Source organism: Pseudomonas sp. PSPC3-2, assembly GCF_049897085.1.
Taxonomy (GTDB): domain Bacteria; phylum Pseudomonadota; class Gammaproteobacteria; order Pseudomonadales; family Pseudomonadaceae; genus Aquipseudomonas; species Aquipseudomonas paraveronii.
The window spans coordinates 1-19,347 of the sequence record NZ_JAFCVO010000024.1 but is presented as its reverse complement, the minus strand read 5'-3'; the positions used below and the strand labels follow the sequence as shown (position 1 = coordinate 19,347).

15 protein-coding genes and 1 rRNA gene are annotated in these 19,347 nt (G+C 60.4%); 7 read left to right on the top strand and 9 right to left on the bottom strand.

Going from position 1 to position 19,347, the window contains the following annotated elements; translation table 11 throughout:
* Positions 1-131 precede the first annotated feature (131 nt).
* Together ACP7CJ_RS26615 and ACP7CJ_RS26610 are read right to left on the bottom strand one after the other, a co-directional pair.
* Complete coding sequence (locus tag ACP7CJ_RS26615) at positions 132-377, bottom strand: DUF2789 domain-containing protein (protein WP_426102743.1); 246 nt, start codon at positions 375-377, stop codon at positions 132-134.
* Between the two features lie 281 nt (positions 378-658).
* Positions 659-2,272 carry a glycosyltransferase family 39 protein gene (locus ACP7CJ_RS26610; protein ID WP_426102741.1) on the bottom strand — a complete coding sequence of 538 codons (1,614 nt, stop codon included), beginning with the start codon at positions 2,270-2,272 and terminating at the stop codon, positions 659-661.
* 439 nt (positions 2,273-2,711) lie between these two features.
* On the opposite strand from ACP7CJ_RS26610, the gene ACP7CJ_RS26605 reads away from it, so the two are divergent.
* Complete coding sequence (locus tag ACP7CJ_RS26605) at positions 2,712-4,880, top strand: outer membrane assembly lipoprotein YfiO (protein WP_426102739.1); 2,169 nt, start codon at positions 2,712-2,714, stop codon at positions 4,878-4,880.
* On the top strand, positions 4,877-5,581 hold the full coding sequence (locus ACP7CJ_RS26600) for a DUF3142 domain-containing protein (RefSeq protein WP_321849799.1): 705 nt from the start codon (positions 4,877-4,879) through the stop codon (positions 5,579-5,581). Before ACP7CJ_RS26605 ends, ACP7CJ_RS26600 begins: the two co-directional genes overlap by 4 nt.
* A gap of 77 nt (positions 5,582-5,658) precedes the next feature.
* On the opposite strand, the gene ACP7CJ_RS26595 is transcribed toward ACP7CJ_RS26600, so the two are convergent.
* The 5 genes from ACP7CJ_RS26595 to ACP7CJ_RS26575 form a co-directional block, all read right to left on the bottom strand.
* On the bottom strand, positions 5,659-6,231 hold the full coding sequence (locus tag ACP7CJ_RS26595; RefSeq protein ID WP_426102737.1) for a hypothetical protein: 573 nt from the start codon (positions 6,229-6,231) through the stop codon (positions 5,659-5,661).
* Between the two features lie 131 nt (positions 6,232-6,362).
* Positions 6,363-7,211: an ABC transporter permease gene (locus tag ACP7CJ_RS26590; RefSeq protein ID WP_247397856.1), complete on the bottom strand. Its 849-nt coding sequence runs from the start codon at positions 7,209-7,211 to the stop codon at positions 6,363-6,365.
* A gap of 12 nt (positions 7,212-7,223) precedes the next feature.
* Complete coding sequence (locus ACP7CJ_RS26585) at positions 7,224-8,075, bottom strand: ABC transporter ATP-binding protein (RefSeq protein ID WP_426102735.1); 852 nt, start codon at positions 8,073-8,075, stop codon at positions 7,224-7,226.
* A 1-nt stretch (position 8,076) separates the two neighbouring features.
* A complete protein-coding gene (locus tag ACP7CJ_RS26580) occupies positions 8,077-9,102 on the bottom strand; it encodes an ABC transporter substrate-binding protein (protein WP_426102733.1) in 1,026 nt (341 codons plus the stop codon).
* A gap of 14 nt (positions 9,103-9,116) precedes the next feature.
* Positions 9,117-10,010 carry a TauD/TfdA dioxygenase family protein gene (locus ACP7CJ_RS26575; RefSeq protein WP_426102731.1) on the bottom strand — a complete coding sequence of 298 codons (894 nt, stop codon included), beginning with the start codon at positions 10,008-10,010 and terminating at the stop codon, positions 9,117-9,119.
* A 332-nt stretch (positions 10,011-10,342) separates the two neighbouring features.
* On the opposite strand from ACP7CJ_RS26575, the gene ACP7CJ_RS26570 reads away from it, so the two are divergent.
* From ACP7CJ_RS26570 to ACP7CJ_RS26550, 5 genes are all read left to right on the top strand, one after another.
* On the top strand, positions 10,343-11,041 hold the full coding sequence (locus tag ACP7CJ_RS26570) for a GntR family transcriptional regulator (protein WP_276195701.1): 699 nt from the start codon (positions 10,343-10,345) through the stop codon (positions 11,039-11,041).
* A 369-nt stretch (positions 11,042-11,410) separates the two neighbouring features.
* A complete protein-coding gene (locus ACP7CJ_RS26565) occupies positions 11,411-12,169 on the top strand; it encodes a DUF3050 domain-containing protein (protein WP_426102729.1) in 759 nt (252 codons plus the stop codon).
* Positions 12,166-13,113 carry a diiron oxygenase gene (locus ACP7CJ_RS26560; RefSeq protein WP_426102727.1) on the top strand — a complete coding sequence of 316 codons (948 nt, stop codon included), beginning with the start codon at positions 12,166-12,168 and terminating at the stop codon, positions 13,111-13,113. The genes ACP7CJ_RS26565 and ACP7CJ_RS26560 overlap by 4 nt, the downstream gene beginning before the upstream one ends.
* Positions 13,110-16,487 (top strand): amino acid adenylation domain-containing protein, encoded by a 3,378-nt coding sequence (locus ACP7CJ_RS26555; RefSeq protein ID WP_426102725.1) that lies wholly within the window; start codon positions 13,110-13,112, stop codon positions 16,485-16,487. The genes ACP7CJ_RS26560 and ACP7CJ_RS26555 overlap by 4 nt, the downstream gene beginning before the upstream one ends.
* A 19-nt stretch (positions 16,488-16,506) precedes the next feature.
* Positions 16,507-16,965 carry an SRPBCC family protein gene (locus ACP7CJ_RS26550; protein ID WP_276195696.1) on the top strand — a complete coding sequence of 153 codons (459 nt, stop codon included), beginning with the start codon at positions 16,507-16,509 and terminating at the stop codon, positions 16,963-16,965.
* 39 nt (positions 16,966-17,004) lie between these two features.
* On the opposite strand, the gene ACP7CJ_RS26545 is transcribed toward ACP7CJ_RS26550, so the two are convergent.
* On the bottom strand, positions 17,005-18,885 hold the full coding sequence (locus tag ACP7CJ_RS26545; RefSeq protein WP_276195695.1) for a methyl-accepting chemotaxis protein: 1,881 nt from the start codon (positions 18,883-18,885) through the stop codon (positions 17,005-17,007).
* A 345-nt stretch (positions 18,886-19,230) separates the two neighbouring features.
* Positions 19,231-19,346 (bottom strand): 5S ribosomal RNA (rrf, locus tag ACP7CJ_RS26540).
* Between the last annotated feature and the right edge of the window lies 1 nt (position 19,347).

The window sequence follows — 19,347 nt, the reverse complement described above, 5'->3', positions numbered from 1 at the left end:
CCGCCCCAGCACGCAGGTCGATTGCCATGGTGCGAAGCTTTCCAGAAAAAATTAACTGGGTCGCTTACAGCCCAGTTTTTTTTACCGCACACCATTTTTTTTTACATTACCGCGCGTCATAAAAGATTTTTTTACACCTCTCGACCACGCCGCAACATCAGGTTCAACTCATCCACCACTTCAGCCCAATCCGCATCCACCAGAATTTCCTCACGCAAAAACGCCTTCTGGCTATCCGTCCAGAAAAACGCATCGGCCAGTTGCAGCTCCGGCTTGAGCGGTGAATGTGTGGTGATGAACTGCTCGATGCCGGCCGCGTCATCGTCCAGGCCGAGTTGTTTGAACAGGGAGGGCAAGCTGTGTTCAGGCGATTGCATGATGAGCTCCGGATAGGTGGGTTTATCCGAGTCTAGTCCTCCCCCGCAGCAGGAGCGAACTCGCGCTACAGGGTTTGCAACCATGCCTGCAGTTGTGCGCCGCATTGCTGCGCGGATAGCTGGCCGGAGCGGGATAAGCCGGAGATAACGTTATATCTACAATCCGTTCACCACTCAGTAGGACAAAAATCCATTTGTGGGGCGAACCGTAATTGATGATTACAGAGCTCCCTAGAAATCAATTGCCACTATTTTGGTATTCCACTCATTCCGAATGGGTATTAGCGACACCCCTCAGGCTGCGACGGCTCTGGGCCGAGGCATAGCACGAACAACCGCGCCCTGGCACCACCGCCATCTTGCTGCATAATTTGACGCCACCCATGCGGCAGCGGCGCGAAATCGTCCGGCGCTTCGTTGCTGCTGATCAGCCAGACACGGCGGGTATCCGCCGGCAACTCCGACAAACGGTCGAGGTAAATACGCCCGCCGTCCTGATCCACCAGGGTGCCGAAGCCATAGGCATTCGGCCGCGTCGGCGTGCCATCAGGCTTGGGCGGTGTGTAAAGCTGCAATTGCGCGTCGGTCTGGTCGTAATACACGTAGCTCAAGTACCACAGCATGTCGCTGAGGACGATGCGGTCAGCTTCTTGGTAGTTGCGATTGACGAACTCCACCGGCCCGCTGAATTGATCATGCACATCCACCGTGGAATTGTTCTTCAACCCCAGCAGTTCCACCCCGACGACCAGCACGAACAATGCCGCGCCCAGCAATGAAAAGCGTCTGGGCAGGCGGTCGATGGCCAGGCCCAGGAGGATCGGCAAGCCTAGGGCGTAGACCGTGAGGTAACGCTCGATAAACACCGGCGAGATGAACGACACCCCGTACACCAACAGCAGCGGCAGCAAAAAAAACAACGCCAGCAGCACGGCCGGCCGGTAGCGCGCCCGATCGCGCCAGGCGCTGACGCCCACCACGGTCACCAGCAGCAGCGGAAAAAACCAGAACAGCACTGGCCATAAGCCAAGACCTTCGTCCTGCAACATGAACTGCCAGATCATCGACGGCACAGAGAACAGGCTGACCGGCGCTTCCCAGCCGATGTCGCCACCGACCTTGAGCTGCTCGACATGCTGCAGCAGGCCCACCAGGTTCGGCAGCCACGGCAGGTACACCAGCACAATCGCGACGTTGGCCGCCCACCACGCCGGACGCGTGATCAAGCGCCGGCCAGGTGGCTGGGCCGCGCTCAACAGCCCCAGCCAGGCCCAATGCACCAACACACACAGCGCGCTGAAGTAATGGGTGTAGAAACCGGCGGCCATCAGCAGCCCATACGCCAGCAAGTAGCGCGTGCGCTCGGGTTGACGCACCCAATACACCAGCGCCAGCGTCGCGCCCAGCAGCCACACGGCGAGCAGCGAGTACATGCGCACTTCCTGGCTGTAGCGCACCGCGCTGGGGAACAGCGCCAGCAGCACACCGGCCAGCACAGCGGCGCGACGGGTGGACAGCTGCCGCACAAGCCAGATGCCCAGGCCCACCACGACCACACCGGGAATCGCACTCATGCTGCGAATCGACCAGATGCCATCGCCGAACAGCTCGATCCAGCCGCGCAGCAGGAAAAAATACAGTGGCGGATGCACATCGTGGGCGGCGTGAAACCACAGGTCCGCCGCAGCATATTGGCTGAGCAGCAGGCTCGAGCCTTCATCGCCCCAGATCGCTGCGGCCGTCAGGCCATAAAAACGCACGGCCAGCGCCAGCGCCAGAATCGGCACCCACCATAGGCGGCGTAACCAACCCTTACCTTCCCGGCTCCCCGCGAGGCGATTGACGGCAGAAATTGCCCCAACCTTGTCGTCTTGCTCTACCACAGACCGTCGCACCCCAATTCCCCTGCCACTGCCCGTTTTCAGGGCCAAACCTGCGCTTGCGCAAACAGGCGCCACTCTAGGACAAAAACCCCGGATTCGCTCGCTGTTTCGCAACCGGCAGGCAGCGCGCCAACCCTGCGTCTACGTGCTGGGATCACGGCGGATCAACGGGCTTTACAGCCCCTGAACAGCGCACATCCGCAGAGGTCGGCGCCGCCGATCCAGATCCAAAGCGCGACCGATGCGCCCCGTCAGAGCCCGCTTTCCCGCTCGGCGCCAGGCCACGCCCAGCGCCGACCTCCCTGACGAGGTGCGCAACCTAGGGCAGCGGAGTTGAATTGCCACTACCCCCAGTCAGACAAATCAGCAATTTTTGTAGGCCTTTGCCGAAGCATTCGCCGGATCACGTTATGATTGGCGCCCTCCAAGGATTCAGGATCAAGGACACGTCATGCGCATCGGTTTTCTGTCACCCCTGGCACTGGCACTGCTCGCCGGTCTCTCCCAGCCGGCACTCGCCAGCTCCGACGACTCGTGCTACCCCGACTGGAGGGTCTCGCGGGACAGCCTGGACACGTGCAACAACCTGCCGTTCCTGAGCCCCGGCAATGACAGCCGAACCAACCTGCGCCTGTTGCTGGCCGACAAAAAAGCCGCGCCCCTGGCGCCGAACGCCTTGAGCGAGGACGACCTGTCCCAAGGCTTCGGTCCGGTGCCGTTCCCGGTGTACCGCCTGGTGCCGATCGCCGCCACACCGGCCGAACCGGATAGCACGCCGCACGCCTCACCCAGCGCCGAACTCGATACTCTGCTCCAGCCATTGGGCCTCAAGCGCGACGAATACAAATCCGCGGGTACTGACTTCCTGAATGGCGAAGGCAGCCGCTGCCGCAGCAACGACGATGACAGCGCCACCGCGTTTATCCGCCAGGTGATCAAGGCCGACATGCCGGCGGCCGAGCGCGAGTTGCTGGTGAAGGCGCGTTTGCAATTGCTCACGGCCTGCTCCTGGGAAGGCCAAGTGGTGGACGCACAGCAGATCCAATCCACCGAAGGCCAACTGCTTCGCACTTATCTGCAAGCCGCCGCCGACTTCTACAGCGGCCGCTTCAGTGACGCCGAGCGCGGTTTTGCCGGCGCCAGCAGCAGTCATCTGCCCTGGCTGAAGGAAACCGCGCTGTACATGACCGCGCGGACATCACTGAACCAGGCGCAGGCCGACGCCTTCGACGAATACGGCATGCCGCAACTCGAGCATGTGGATAAGTCCGCCCTGAGCGACGCCGAAGCAGGCTTCCTCGGTTACCTGAAGACTTATCCACAGGGTGATTATGTCGCCTCCGCCCGTGGCCTGCTGCGCCGGGTGTATTGGCTGGCGGACGATCACGCCAAGCTCGCTGAGGCCTATGCCTGGCAATTGACCCAGGCCACCGACGCCCAGCGCAATGTGTCGGTGGATGAGCTGGTGGCCGAAGCCGACCTCAAGCTGCTGATGGTCAACGGCAAGGCAGTCAAGAACCCGATGATCCTGCTCGTCAGCGACCTGATGCTGATGCGCGCGCATACGCCGCCGACCCTCACCCGCGCCGACCTCGATGGGCAAAAAGCCGTGTTTGCCGACGAACCGGCGCTGTTCGACTACCTGCAAGCGGCGTATGCCCTGTACGTCGAGCATCAACCCGACAGCGCGTTGAAACACCTGCCCCAGGACGTGCCCTCGAACCCGGATTACTTCGCCTTCAGCCAACAGACCCTGCGCGGCCTGGCCCTGGAAGCCAAGCAAGACTGGAAAGCCGCCGAAAAACTCTGGCTGCAACTGCTGCCGCTGGCCAAGCAACCGCTGCAACGCGACCAGTTGGAGCTGGCACTGGCGATGAATTACGAACGCAGCGGCCAGTTGGCCAAGGTGTTCGCCGCCGATTCGCCGATCAGCGCCAAACACGTGCGCTACATCCTGCTGCGCAACAGCGCCGGGCCGGACTTGCTGCGCCAGCAGATCGCCCAGGCGCACGACCCGCTGGAGCGCCAGACCGCGCAATTCGTGCTGCTCTATAAAGACCTGCTGCGCGGCCAGTTCGCCACGTTCGACGACGACCTCAAGCAACTGCCGGCGTCGGCCCCGGACGACAAGCTGGGCACCAGCCTGGGTTATGTCTACAGCGCCGGCCAGACGTTGAAACTGTTCCAGTGGAACGGCGACAAGGCCGAATCCGGCTACGCCTGCCCGAGCATTGCGCAAACCGCCGCAACCTTGCAGAACGACGCGAAAAACCCACACGGCCTGAACTGCTTCGGCGAGTTCATCCTGCGCAACAACCTCGATAGCATGCCCCTTGAGCAGGCACGCGCCGCCGGCAGCCTGGGCAGCACGCCATCGGACTTCAAGGGCGACACCTTCTCGCGGCTCGACGGCTACCAACAGGTGATCGGCAACCCCAAGGCACCTAAGGCCGACAAGGCCTACGCGCTGTTCCGCGCCCTTAATTGCTACGCGCCGTCTGGCTACAACAGTTGCGGCGGCGAGGACGTTACGCCGGCCGTGCGCAAGGCCTGGTTCCGCCAGCTCAAGACGGGCTTTGCCGACACGCAGTGGGGCAAATCGCTGCAGTACTACTGGTGAAACCGTTGTGGCTCGGCTTGCTGTTGCTGGCAAGCCCGGCCTTCGGCGCCGTCGACGCCCGCGACTATGACGCCTTCTGGCTGTGGAGCGGCGTCACACCACAGCCGGTGCTCAAGCAGGCGAAAACCCTGTACATCCTCCAGGGCCAGATCAACGCCACCCGCCGCGCGCCCCAACGCGGCGTGCAATTAATCGCCCAGGGCATGAGCGTGCCGCGCATCACCCAGGGCGACATCTGGCTGGTCTACCGCGCCCACACCCTACGCTGGCCAGACCGGGTCTACACCCAGTTGCTCGGCCAGGTACAACGCTGGCGCGACGCCGGCAACCCGGTGATCGGCATCCAGATCGACTTCGACGCCCGCACCCAGTACCTGCACGAATACGCCGGTTTCCTGCGCGACCTGCGCCAGCGCCTGCCCGCCGACCTGCGCCTGAGCATCACCGGCCTGATGGACTGGAGCAGCAACGCCGACCCGGCCGCCATCGCCCAGCTCAACGGCGTGGTGGATGAAGTGGTGGTGCAGACGTACCAGGGGCGCCAGAGCATCCCGGATTACGCCGCGTATCTGCCACGGATGAATCGGCTGGGGCTGCCGTTCAAGATCGGCTTGATCCAGGGCGGAGAATGGGAAACGCCGGGGTATTTGAAGGGGAGTGAGTGGTTTCGGGGGTATGTGGTGTTTTTGCGCAATCCTTGAAGGCGCGTGTCTGGAAAATGCTTTTTGGAAACACGTGTCCACCGTGCATGGACACGTGTTTAGCGCAGCGAAAAAACTCAGTACGGCCCGGGTGGGTTGAGCGCCAAAAATGTCGTCAGCGCCCAGAAACTCATCCCGATGAGTATCCAGATGCCATTGGCCCAGGTCAGTCGATGGTTGGCTTTGCCCTCCGCGTCATCTTCAACACGATTCACCGCATGCTGAAGCTGCACCGCCAGGGCTGCATAGACGATCAAAAGGCAGAGGTTGAGTTTCAGTGCTGTCATCGGCGCTACAAACCAGACATAGGCCTGCGGCAGCAGTGCGCTGAAGGTCAACCCAAGCGCCAGGCACCGTGGCCACCAGCGATGCGGCGTATTGGTCAGTTCAAACTTTCGCCGTACCTTCATCGCGAACGAGTAAAAGAAAAACACCGCAAAAAAGCCTCGGGCCCAAGGCCAAATGCGGGCACCGGTTGCCTGACGATAATAGGCCCACTGTTTGTAACTCCAATAAACCATGTACAAACCTTGGGACAGCAAAATCATCAGCAACAATTTGCGCGGCGCAACAACAAAGAACATCGGTTGATCAGCGGCTGACTGACTCAGATCGGCCAGTGGAGCAGCGTAGGGATTTTCGACGGACATAACGAAGTCTCTTAAGGTTAACCGTCGAAAGGTTAATGCCTAGGCTTGTTGATCGTTCAACGGGACAAAAATCAGGAACGCTCCTACACGCCGGCGGGAGCAAGTCTGATCACTCATTGATCAAGCCAGCCTCAGCGCTGCATGCCCCACCGCTTGACGGTCAATCGCTCGAAGGTGTCGAACACCAAATTTTCCACCAGCAAGCCGATCAGGATCACCACCGCCAGCCCGGCGAATACCTTGTCGGTGTACAGCTCATTGCGGTTCTGGAAAATGTACCAGCCCAGGCCACCTTTGCCGCTGGTGGCGCCGAACACCAGTTCGGCGGCGATCAGCGTGCGCCAGGCGAATGCCCAGCCGATTTTCAGGCCGGCGAGGATCGACGGCAGTGCCGCTGGAATCAGGATGAACAGCACAAAGCGCATGCCCTTCAACCCATAGTTGCGACCGGCCATGCGCAGGGTTTCGGACACGCCGAGAAACCCCGAGTAGGTGTTGAGCGCCAATGCCCATAGCACCGAATGCACCAGCACGAAAATCAGGCTGTTCTGGCCCAGGCCAAACCACAGCAGCGCCAGCGGCAGCAGCGCAATCGCCGGCAGCGGGTTGAACATCGAGGTCAGGGTGCTGAGCAGGTCGCGGCCCAGTTGGGTCGACACCGCCAGTGTGGTCAGGGCAAATGCCAGCAGGATGCCGATCAGGTAGCCCTTGATCAGCACCACCAGTGAGATGCTGACTTTACTCAACAACTCGCCACTGAGCAGGCCGTCGTAGAGCGCGTGAAACGTCTGCAGAAAACTCGGCAACAAAAGGTCATTGTTTTGGTAGCGCGCAACCGCTTCCCAGAGGATCGCGAGCACGATCAGGATCAAGCCTTTGCGCAACCAGCCTTGTTGCCACAGGCGCTGGCGCAGGGGCAGCTCGCGTTCCACGGGGACGCTGAGCAGCGGTTCGAGGGTGACTTCATATTCCTGGCGCATGAGCGGGCCCCTTCAGTAAGCGATGCGGATATCGGCGAAGCCCAACTCACGTTCGGCTTCGGGCGCTTCATCGAACAGCAGGCGATGAATCCTTCGCGCCGATGCCTGGAATTCCACGCCGCCCAGGCTGTGCAGGTCGTATTGATGGCTGTGGATTTCCGCGCGTACCCGTCCCGGATGGGGCGACAACAACAAGATGCGATTGCCCACCACCAGCGCCTCTTCGATGGAGTGGGTGACGAACAGCAAGGTGAAACGCACTTCCTCCCAGAGCCGCAGCAACTCTTCCTGCATCTTGCGGCGGGTCAGGGCGTCGAGGGCGGCGAAGGGTTCGTCCATCAGCAGGATTTTCGGCTGCATGGCCAGGGCGCGAGCGATGGCCACGCGAGCTTTCATGCCCCCGGAGAGGGTGTGCGGATAGGCGTCGGCAAAGGCGCTGAGGCCGACTTTGTCGAGGTAGTGCAGCGCGCGTTCTTCGGCTGCACGACGCTTGAGGGTGTTTGACGCCAGCAGCGGGAACATCACGTTTTGTTTGACGGTTTTCCACGGCGGCAGCTGGTCGAATTCCTGGAACACCACGATGCGATCAGGACCGGGGCGTTCGACCTTCTGCCCCAGCAGGCGGATCTCCCCTTCGCAAGGCTGGATAAACCCGGCGATGGACTTGAGCAAGGTGGATTTGCCGCAACCCGACGGGCCGAGCAATACGTAGCGGTCGGCCGGGTCGACTTCGAAACTGACCTGGTGCGTGGCCCGCACCACGCGCTCGGGGGTACGGTATTCGAGGCTGACGTTATCCACCGCCAGCAGCGCGGCGGCAGCGGACAGGTTGCTGGCCGCGTGGCCTGGCAAGGGCGCGTTCATCTCAGCTTCCTTGCAGGGGCTTGGCGTCCTGGAAGAAGTAGTCCTTCCACGATTCAGGCTTGTTCTTGATCGCGCCGACGCGGTAGAGGAATTCCGCCAGCGGGTAGGTGTTTTTCGGCGTGACGCTGAATTCGAATTGCGGGTTGTCGATGATTTTCAGCAGCTCGGCGCGGTCGATCTTGGCCTTGGTCACGCGGATGTAAGTGTCGGCGGCGGCGCCTTTGTCGTTCTGGGCGAACTGCGCGGCTTCGGTCAGCGCGTCGACAAAGGCCTGGTAGGTTTTCGGGTTGTCGTTGCGGAATTTTTCAGTGGCGAACAACACCGTCGGCGAATTCGGGCCCAGCAGGTCGTAGGTGTTGAGCACCACATGCACATTGGGGTTCGCCAGGGCCTGGTCCTGGAACGGCGGGTTGGAAAAGTGCGCGGTCAACTCGGTGCCGCCGGCGATCAGCGCTGCCGTGGCGTCAGGGTGCGGGACGGCGACGGTGTACTGATCGAGGCGATTGAATTCCTTGTCGCCCCACTGCTTGGCGGCCGCGTATTGCAGGAAGCGCGACTGCACCGACACTCCCACCGCCGGCACCGCGATGCGGTCTTTATCGGTGAAATCGGCGATGGTCTTGACCTTGGGGTTGTTGCTCACCAGGTAGTAGGGAAAGTTACCGAGGGAGGCGACGGCCTTGACGTTCTGCTTGCCGTGGGTGCGGTCCCAGATGGTCAACAGCGGGCCGACGCCAGCACCGGCGATGTCGATGGAGCCGGAGAGCAGCGCATCATTAACGGCCGCGCCGCCGGAGAGTTGGGTCCAGTCGACCTTGATATCGAGGCCTTCCTGTTTACCGTATTTTTCGATGAGGTGCTGATCGCGCACCACGTTGAGCAACAGGTAGACGATGCCGAACTGCTCGGCGATGCGAATCTCACCTTCAGCCTGCGCAACCGCTGGGGCGACGAGGCTGCCAGCCAACAGGCTGATACCCAGGCCGAGCGTTACGGCCAGCCGTGCAAATGGAATGTTCCTGGACATGGTCATGCTCCGAATCAGAAAGGCGCGTCGCCCTGGATGGTGGTGCGGTACAGCTTGCGGCGCAGATGGCTCGGGCAACCGGCAGCCAGGTGGATCAGCGAGCGGTTGTCCCAGAACACCAGGTCGTGGGGCTGCCATTGATGGCGGTAGATATTTTCCGGCAGCACGCTGTGGGCATAGAGCTGGGCCAGCAGATCGCGGCTTTCATCTTCCGGCAGGCCGATGATGCGGGTGGTAAAGCCTTCACTGACGAACAGCGCCTTGCGGCCGTTTTCCGGGTGGGTGCGCACAATCGGGTGGACCACTTCGGCGACTTGGGCGAGCTGCTCGGGGGTCAGCGTCGGGCGCCAGTTGCCTTCGAATTTGCTTTCGCTGTAACGCGCGGTGTAGGCGTGCGCGGCGCTGCGGCCGTGTATGGCTTTGCGTAGGTGCTCGGGCAGTTGGTCCCAGGCCTGGTGCATGTCGGCAAACAAGGTGTCGCCGCCTTCGGCTGGCAGTTCCTGGGCGTGCAGCATCGAGCCCAGGCTGGGCAGTTCTTTATAGGACAGATCCGAATGCCAGAATTTGCCCGCATCGCCCAGGCCGATGGATTGGCCGTTTTCGATGATGTTGGAGACGATCAGGATTTCCGGGTGGTTGGCCAGCAGGAACTGCTTGAGCACATGGATCTGCAGCACGCCAAAGCGGCGGCTGAAAGCGATTTGCTGTTGGGGGGTGATGCGTTGGTCGCGAAAGATCACCACATGCTGATCCAGATGTGCGCGGTGAATGCGGGCGAAATCCTCGTCGTTGACCGGACGGGACAAATCCAGGCCGATGATCTCGGCCCCCACGCGGCCGGGGAGTGGACGAATCTCGAAGGTTTGGGCGTTAGGGGTCGCTGCTGGAACAGTAGAGGTGGCGGACATGAATTCACTCCCGGTCGGACAGGAGAGTGACTTTATAGGTATAAGAACGGCACTTTAAATACCGTTAGTGAATATGCATAGATAGGAATGTAGCGCCGATCACCTGCGCTGGGCGCTGGCAATGGAATAAACGAGGGCGGTGAAGTGTTCAATTCAGAGCAATCTGACACCGGCGTGTAAGACACCGCAAAAGCTTGATGTGGGCGCTCAGAGTCGCGTGTTTAGCCGCTTACAAGCCGAAAACCTTGCTCGTTTGACAAGCCTGTAGGCAATCTCTAGTGTGCATTGGATCCAATAAGCCATACCCATTCTATAAGGAGGCTAGCGTAGCCGTGACGCAAAAGCCGAGCCCTTTGAGCAGTATCAAGGTCAGCGGGCCTATTCCCGCCCATCTTGCTCGTTCCGTAATCGAAGAAACCTTGCGCAATGCCATCCTCGATGGCCGATTGCCTTGTGGTACCGCCATGCGCCAGCAAGAGCTGGCCAGCCTGTTCGGCGTCAGCCGCATGCCCGTGCGTGAAGCCCTTCGGCAGTTGGAAGCCCAGTCGTTGCTGCATGTCGTGACGCACAAGGGTGCGGTGGTTGCACCGCTGATCGAAGACAATTCAGCCGAGACCTACGCCTTGCGCATGCTGCTGGAATCCGAAGCGCTGCGGTTGTCGATTCCGTTGCTCAGCGCAGACGACATTGCCCAGGCGGATGCCTTCATCACGGCGCTGGAGCAGGAGAAAGACTATACCGAGATTGGCCGGCTCAACCGCCTGTTCCACATGGCGCTGTATGGCAAGGCGCCCAACCGGCGGCTACTCACGTTGGTCGAACACGGTTTGAATGAAGAGGAGCGCTTCCTGCGCTTCAACCTTGAGGCGATGGGGTTGGGCGAGACGTCCCAGGAAGATCACCGCGAACTGCTGAGCCTGGTGGCGCAGAAGAAGGTCGCCGAAAGCATCCTGACGCTGCGCAATCACCTAATGCGAGGCATGGAGGTCATCAGCACATACCTAAAGGGCCTTGAGGCGGCCGGCAAGTAAGGTTTTCCGCCGAATTCACCCTTTAAGCATTGCGGGGCTGTCTTCCTCCTGGGAAAGCCCCGCGTCAAGATGCCCCGGTTAACACTATTCGACTGCGTAATGCCCGGGAAACTTCCCACGTTTAACAATACAACTTACCCACAACCGGAATCTTTTCGAAAAAACATCTAATACATTTATAAGCTCGCCCAAACGTTTAATCAGCTTATTATCACTCTTCAATAAACCAAACACCTCAACCGCCTGCACGAACCCCTGTTTGGGCAGCGCTGCGCGCGTGGCTTGGCTAAACCGTTACCTGTCTGCTTTTTGGCTGCAAAAGCCCATCACTGTTTTCAGAGCAGTCGCAACAACTTATAGGCATCAACCATGTATCAAGTTCTACTTAAACAAAAAAAGCTGCAGTTATGCAGTCACCCGTTATTTGAAGAAATAACTTCACTTGGCAAGTTACAACTTTTTATGGAGAGCCATGTATTTGCCGTTTGGGACTTCATGACCCTCACCAAACGCCTGCAACGGGACCTGACGTGTACGCAATTGCCCTGGCTCCCGCCGAGCGACCCGCAAGCCGCCCGCCTGATCAACGAAATCGTGCTGGGCGAGGAGTCGGACGAACACCCCAGGCGCGGTCATTGCAGTCACTTCGAGCTGTACCGGGAAGCCATGCTCGAAGTGGGCGCCAGTACCCACGCCATCGATACCTTCATCGCGCTGCAACGGCGGGGCGTCGGGGCCAATGCCGCCTTGGGTCAGGTCGATCTCCTGCCCGGCGTGGCCCGCTTCGTCGCGAGCACGTTGCACATCGCGTTGAATGCGCCCACCCACTGTGTGGCCGCCGCCTTCCTGCACGGCCGCGAAAGTATTATCCCAAGCATGTTCGAACGGCTGTTGCAGGGCAGTGAAATCATCGATCGCCAAGCGCCTACATTGGGCTACTACCTCAACCGCCACATCGAACTGGACACCCAAGGCCATGAGCCAGCGGCACAGAGGATGCTCCAAGGCCTGACCCTCAGCGCTCCCGAGTACCAGCAACAAGCCGTTGAAACCGCGATCAACGCCGTGGAAAACCGCATCAAGCTCTGGGACGACGTGCGTACCTTGCTGCAACAGGTGCGCCCATGAACGTCGCCGACTACCGTTCCATCGCCGAAGACTGGGAACGCCGCGCCACCATCCGCACGCGCCCTCGCCGCCTGCTGGAAAACGACGACAAGCTGATCTATCCGCTCTGCCGCCAGCCCCTGGTCCTCAGCACGACCTTTCTTGAGCATTGCCCGCAGTGGCGCGACTTCGTGCTGCTGCAAAGCTTCTACAAGTTCATCAATGACGTGGTGATTTTCGAAACCGAGATCGTCGACAAGACCGCGCGCAACATTGCCAAAAACCGTTTCGCGCTGCCCTTCCCCCTTGTGTGTCGCTACGACGCGATGACCGTCGTGGTGGACGAGGATTATCACGCCCTGGTCGCACTGGACTTCCTGCAACAGACCGTGGAAATGACCGGCATACCGCCACTGGACCTGCCCCTGCAAATCGAACTCAGCCGCGCCCTGCCGGCGGCGCAGGCACAGGTCCCGGCGCACCTGCGCGATGCGGTGGAATTGATTGGCGTGGCCATCGCCGAGAACACCGTGACCCATGACGTGGCGGCGTTTTCCAAGGACCACAGCGTCAAGGCTTCCATCCGTGGCTTGATGGCCGATCACCTGTTCGACGAAGGGCGCCATGGGCAGTTCTGGACGCGCCTGGTGCGCCTCTATTGGCAGGCGGCAAGCCCGGATGAGCGCGACAGCATTGCCCCTGTCTTGCCCATCTTCCTGAAGCACTACCTGACCAACGAGCTGCAAAAATCCTTCGACCTGCAACTGATCGATCAGTTGGACGTGAGCACTGACGTTCGCCATGCACTGAGGGCCGACATAGCGGCACTGGATTTCCCCATCACCCGCCACCACCCGCTGATCGGCAACATCATGGGCTTTCTGCAGCACAGCGGCTTGCTGCAGACACCGAGCGTAGCCCAGGCACTGGCCGACTATCTGCCAGTGGCCGGGAGAGCGGCATGAGACGTCTGACAATTGGATGGTTCGGTATCAGCCATGCCCTCGATGCGCTGAGGCTGGAGCTGGAGCAATATGGTCATCTGTCGAGTCATGACGCTGCCGACCTGGTAATTGAGGACGGTAGTGCGTCACTGCCGACACACCTGGCCGCCGCTCCACGCATCAGCCTGCGCCTGGGCGTCGGCCCGCTGACGGAGTACGGGTTGCCGCAGCTACAGTTGCGCGCGTATGACGCTGGCCAACGCTGGGGGGTCGTGTTGGACCTTGTCGAAGAGCCCAGCGGTAATGGCCAGCGACTGCGCCTGCGAGCGGTAACTGCGCTGGTGGAATGGGTCGCTGTGCTGGTGAGCGGCTTCGCCCGCGACCCTGAGTATTTTCCCGCAGGGGCCGGCGCCAATGCCTGGCCCGAACACGGCTTGCAAAGGCTCGAAGCGCTGGCGTTTGTGCATCGGTTCAATCACACGACCGACGTGCAACTGCTGCAGGCGGCGCAGGTGCCGATGATCGAACGATTGCAGGCCAGCCTGCTCACCTTCGCCACACGGCCGGCGCTGAACATTGCCGGCCGCGTGCTGACCTATCGGCAATTGCACACTCAAGCACGGGCGATCCAGCAACGGCTCGGCCCACTGCTGGAAGGCGTCGAGGCACCGCCGGTGGTCGGGGTGTGCCTGGAAAAAACAACCGCGTTGTACGCCAGTATTCTTGCGGTGCTGGGCTGCGGCGCGGTTTACCTGCCACTGGCCCCTGACCATCCACCGCAACGCCAACAGGCCATGCTGGACAGCGCGGGAGCCAGGGTGTTGCTGGATGATGGCCGCCACCCACTGCGCGATGGCTTCGTTTCATTGGATGTCAGTGCAATCGATCAGCGCGACACGTTGCCGCCGCTGCTGCGGCATCGCCCCAACCCCGATGCACCGTGCATGGCGCTCTTCACCTCGGGCACCACCGGCCGCCCCAAAGGCGTGCTGCTGAGCCAGGGCAACCTGGCCCATTTCACCGCCTGGTTCGGCGGTTGCATGGGGCTGAATGAGCAGAGCCGGGTGTTGCAGTTCGCTTCGTTGAGCTTCGATGCCTCGGTGATGGATATCTTCCCCAGCCTGATTGCCGGCGCCGAGTTGATTGTCCCAAGCGAGACGCAACGACGCGACCCGCAGCAACTGTTGGAGCTGATCCGCCAGCAACGTATCACCCATGCCTTCCTGCCGCCGGCGCTGCTCAGCATCCTGCCGCTGGATCAACCGCTGGGCCTGGCGCACCTGCTGACCGGCGGCGACGCCTGTGAGCCCTACGTGATCGAACGACTGGCCGGCCAGTGCCAGTTGCACAATCTCTATGGCCCCACCGAAGCCACGGTACTGGTCACCCATCGGACGTTGCGGCCTGGGGATAGCAATCGCAACGTCGGCCGCCCCATCGCCAACAGCCAGGTGCTGATACTCGATGAGCACTTGCAGCCGGTGGACGAGCAGGTGATGGGCGAGCTGTACATCGTGGGGCCCGGCGTGAGCCTGGGGTACTTGAACGCAACACAACGGCGCGACGACCCTTTTGTCGAACTGGCATTGTCGGGCGGCCAGTCCTTGCGCGCCTACCGCAGCGGCGATTGCGCAAAGTGGACCGCCGACGGCATCGAACTGGGCGGGCGTCGGGACGAGCAAGTGAAGATTCGGGGGTTTCGAGTCGAGCCCCAGGAGATCGAACAGTGCCTGCGCGCCAGCCGGCTGTTTCGTCAGGTGGCGGTGGTGATCGACGGTGATCACAGGATTAGCGGTGTGGTCGCCCAGCCGGAGCCTGGCGCCACGATAGACGCCCTTAAGCAGTACGCAAGGCAGTGGCTGCCTGACTACCTGCAACCCGAGCGGTGGATCGAATTAGCCGGCATGCCTTACGCGGGCAACGGTAAAGTCGATCGCCTGGCCTTGTTGCAACTGCCGGCGGCGCCCCCGTCGAATCGCACCGCAGAGGCCGCACAAACGCCGCTGCAGGTTGAACTGGTGCGGCTATGGAATGAGTTGTTGCAGCTTCCCGCAGGGACGTTGTCCATCGATGACAGCTTCTTTAACGTCGGCGGCCATTCCATTCTGCTGTCGAGCCTGCTGCTACGGGTTCGCGAACAATTTGGTCGCAGTCTGCCTCTAAACAGCTTTTTTGAAATGCCGACCATTCGTACACTCGCGACGCTGCTGGAGGACGGCCCGCGCGCCGAAGCACCCTCCGGCCAGGCGGTTCAAGACGCACAGCGCAAACCGGCGCTTGAGGTGCTGCCCGAGGCCTGCGCCGGTGACCGCCGCAAAGTGATCGTGACGGGCGCCAACAGTTTTATCGGGGTACACATCGTCGAAGCGTTGCTGGCCCGCGGTGCTACGGAAGTGGCATGCCTGGTGCGGGAACTGCCGAACCAGTCGGCACCGGTACGGTTCACCCAGGCGTTGCATGAATACCGCTTGGAACATCTGGACCAGAGCCGGGTGCGAGTGTACGCCGCCGATATCAGCCAGCCTGGCTTGGGCTTGGCAGGTGAGGTGTACGAGCGCCTCGCCAGGGACTTTGGCGCGCTGGTGCATAACGCGGCGCGGGTCAATCATGTGATGGACTACGCGGCGCTGGTGAAAGACAACGTCGACCCCGTACTGGAATGCATGCGCCTGTGTGAAACACACAGCAAAAAGGTCTTCAACTTCATCTCGACACTGTCGGCATGCAGCGCCATCGACGCCACGGGACAGGTCCTGGAGTCGCCGGCGGCGGCAACGCTGCCGATCTACATCAAAAATGGTTACAACCTGTCCAAATGGGTGGCCGAACGGCTATCGGGCCGTGCGCTGGAGCAAGGCGCCTGGGTGAATATCTATCGTCCGGGCAATATCAGCTTCAACAGCCAAAGCGGTGTTTGCCAACCACAGAAAAATCGCCTGATGCTGATGCTGATGCTCAAGGGCTCGCTGCAATTGGGCCTGGTCCCCCGTTTAGAGGTGAACTTCGACCTAATGCCGGTGGACTTTTTTGCGCGTTTTATCGCGCGCCACTGCACACATTTTGCAGCCGGGCGCAGCGTGTACAACCTGCATAACCCACAACCCTTGAGCTGGGAGCAGTACCTCGATGCATTCAGCGACGCCGGCTACACATTCGACCGGGTCAGTGTTGCGCAATGGCAACGGCAACTGCGAACAGTGGGCCGCGAAAACGCACTGTTTGGCGTGCTGGGTTTTTACCTGGACGGGTTGGGTGAAGACATCGGCGATACGTCGATGATCCGTCACGACAATGCACGCCGGGGCGTGGAAGAAATGGGCACACCGTACCCCGAGAAAAGCCCCGCGCTGTTAGGCAAAGGCTGCGACTACCTCAAGGCCATCGGCTTTCTCTGAACCGCTTCAGGACAACCTCATGAAACCGTTGCAACCCGATACATTGATCCGCAACCCACGGGGCACGCCAGTGGTGGCCTCTGTCGTAGTCGCCTGCGAGGCCGCCAGGCTGTGGGGCTTGGTGGGTGAGTTTGCAGGCTTTGATGCGTTCATTCCCGCCTTGTCGCACATTGAAATAATCGGCACCGGTGTAGGCGCTTTGCGCACGAAGTACTTCCACGATGGCCATTGTGCCGTGGAGCAACTCAACAGCCGTGACGAAGAGGCCATGTACATGACCTGGACCACCGTCTACAACACCTTGGGCGTGGCCCGCCTGTGGGCGGCAATGCGTGTGGAAGCAATGGATTCAGGCTGTTCCAGGGCGACCTGGACGCTCATCGGCGAACCGGTCGATACCGCGCAGGAAGGGTTCGAACACTTTATGCAGAGCTTCGCCGACGGCGCATTGGATAATGTCCGACAGATGCTTGGCTAAGCAGTAGGAGCGAGAGGCCTCACTCCTCTGCCATCGGGGTCAGATCTTGAAACTGTCGACCAGTTGTTTTAAGCGGTTGGCCTGTTGGGACAGTGCGTCGCAGTCTTTCAACGTTTCGTTGAGGTTGACCACGCCTTGCTGGTTCAACAGGTTGATCTGGTTGATATCGACGTTGAGGGTTTCCACTACGGCGGTCTGCTCCTCGGTGGCGGCGGCGACCGATTGGTTCATGCCGTCGATTTCAACAATCCGTTGCGTCACGCTGATTAGGCGCTCGCCGGCCTGGTTGGCGACTACGACGCTCTCTTCGCTGGAGGTCTGGCTGGCGTTCATGGTGGTCACCGCCTCACGCGAACCCACTTGCAGCGAAGTAATCATTTTGTGGATTTCTTCGGCCGACTCCTGGGTACGGTGAGCCAGGTTACGCACTTCATCGGCGACCACGGCAAACCCACGGCCAGCTTCCCCGGCACGGGCGGCCTCGATCGCGGCGTTGAGCGCGAGCAGGTTGGTCTGCTGGGAGATGCCTTTGATTACATCAAGAATGTGGCCGATGTTATCGGTGCTGGCATTCAGAGTCTCGATCTGGGTGCAGGACAGGCTAATCTTTTGCGACAGTTCCGACATCGCCAGGATGGTTTTCTCCACCACTTTGCGCCCATCGTCAGCCTGCTCGCTGGCACCGCTGGCGTGCTGGGAAGCATCGGCTGCGTTACGCGCGATTTCCTGGGTAGCGGCGCCCAGTTCGTTGATTGCCGCCGCGACGCTGTTGGTGCGCGCACTCTGCTCGTCAGAACCGATGATCGAGGCGTTGGACGACGCCATTACGCGCTGCGACAGGTCATGCACCTGGCGCGTTGCCGAGGAAACCTCGGAAATGGAGGCGTGGATACGCTCGACGAACTGGTTGAACGCGCTACCTACCTCGCCAAACTCATCTTTGCTGGTCACATTCAGGCGGCGGGTCAGGTCACCCTCGCCCTGAGCGATGTCCTGCATGGCAACGCCCATGGTTGTCAGCGGCCGTAGCAGCACTTGGATCAGCAGGCTCAAGAGCACTGCAATCGCCACCACGGCAATCAGCATGGCAATCAGCGCGGACGTGCGGAATTTACCCAGAGGGGCGTAGGCTTTATCTTTATCGATCGACAAGCCGATGTACCAGTCTGCACCCGGCAAACCGCTGATAGGGGTGAAGGACAGAATGCGATCCTGGCCGTTGAGGACAACATCCTGGTTTAGCTTCTCGATGCTTACGCGGGTGCCTGGGTAGATGTCCTTGAGGTTCTTCATCACCTGGTCCTGATCAGGACTAACGATGACTTGGCCGTCGCCGCTGACCAGGAACGCATGGCCGATGCCGCCGAAGTCTACCGAATTGATGATCTTCACCAGGGTTTGCAGGCTCAGGTCACCGCCGACCACGCCCAGCAACTCGCCATTCTTTTTCACCGGCATGGCGATGGTCACGATCTGTCCGCCAACGGCAGCCATATAAGGCGGCGTCAGCATGGTTTTGTCAGCAGCCACGGCTTGCTTGTACCAAGGGCGCTGGCGCGGATCATAACCGTCGGGCATTTTTGCATCGGGGCGTTGGGTGAACACGCCGTTGGTTTGGCCGACGTAAGTGAACTGGAAGTTCGAGGTGAGCGCGGGTTGATCCACCAAGCCAGGAAGGTCTGCAGCGCTCCCCTGATGAGCCACGTTTTGCGCCAGGTTTTCGAGTACCAACACACGGCCACTGAGCCAGTTCTGCACACTGCTTGCGGTGAGCTCACCGGATTGCTGGATGGAAGACTCCAGGTTTTGCTTGATGGTGGTGCGTTGCAGATAATCGTTGTACAGCGTGAATAAAGCGAAAGCCAGGACGACGACGCCTGACGCGGCCAACAGAATTTTATGACTGAACTTTAGATTCATTTCATCGACTTCTTTTGCCAAAGGGGGGGAGCGTGCAGGGTGGAACATCCATGTAACGCATAGGTGGACGCTTGGGTCGCCCTAAATCGGTGCACGCATGGCTCATCAGGCTTTCGGCCAAATGAAGTGGAATCTTAAGGTTTTGTGAGAAAGATCCTCTTTTTGAGTGGGAAACCGACCGGTGGTCCCGGTAAGGTGCCCGAAACTGCAAAGTCTTGCAGTCTTTCAAGAAGGTTGGCCATTGATCATAGGCCGCGGGTTATCTGAGCGGATGTGTGGCCAAAGCAAACGCCATAAACGACAAAACCCCTGTCTGCGCTAGCAGACAGGGGTTTCGAAATTCAATCTTGACGATGACCTACTCTCACATGGGGAAACCCCACACTACCATCGGCGATGCATCGTTTCACTGCTGAGTTCGGGATGGGATCAGGTGGTTCCAATGCTCTATGGTCGTCAAGA

Bases quoted from the DNA above. Each gene is read 5' to 3' on its own strand.
- ACP7CJ_RS26590 (WP_247397856.1), bottom strand. From the start codon at position 7,211: ATGCGCCAGGAATATGAAGTCACCCTCGAACCGCTGCTCAGCGTCCCC.
- ACP7CJ_RS26555 (WP_426102725.1), top strand. From the start codon at position 13,110: ATGAGACGTCTGACAATTGGATGGTTCGGTATCAGCCATGCCCTCGAT.
- ACP7CJ_RS26550 (WP_276195696.1), top strand. From the start codon at position 16,507: ATGAAACCGTTGCAACCCGATACATTGATCCGCAACCCACGGGGCACG.
- ACP7CJ_RS26560 (WP_426102727.1), top strand. From the start codon at position 12,166: ATGAACGTCGCCGACTACCGTTCCATCGCCGAAGACTGGGAACGCCGC.
- ACP7CJ_RS26575 (WP_426102731.1), bottom strand. From the start codon at position 10,010: ATGTCCGCCACCTCTACTGTTCCAGCAGCGACCCCTAACGCCCAAACC.
- ACP7CJ_RS26595 (WP_426102737.1), bottom strand. From the start codon at position 6,231: ATGTCCGTCGAAAATCCCTACGCTGCTCCACTGGCCGATCTGAGTCAG.
- ACP7CJ_RS26545 (WP_276195695.1), bottom strand. From the start codon at position 18,885: ATGAATCTAAAGTTCAGTCATAAAATTCTGTTGGCCGCGTCAGGCGTC.
- ACP7CJ_RS26580 (WP_426102733.1), bottom strand. From the start codon at position 9,102: ATGTCCAGGAACATTCCATTTGCACGGCTGGCCGTAACGCTCGGCCTG.
- ACP7CJ_RS26585 (WP_426102735.1), bottom strand. From the start codon at position 8,075: ATGAACGCGCCCTTGCCAGGCCACGCGGCCAGCAACCTGTCCGCTGCC.
- ACP7CJ_RS26565 (WP_426102729.1), top strand. From the start codon at position 11,411: ATGTATCAAGTTCTACTTAAACAAAAAAAGCTGCAGTTATGCAGTCAC.
- ACP7CJ_RS26605 (WP_426102739.1), top strand. From the start codon at position 2,712: ATGCGCATCGGTTTTCTGTCACCCCTGGCACTGGCACTGCTCGCCGGT.
- ACP7CJ_RS26615 (WP_426102743.1), bottom strand. From the start codon at position 377: ATGCAATCGCCTGAACACAGCTTGCCCTCCCTGTTCAAACAACTCGGC.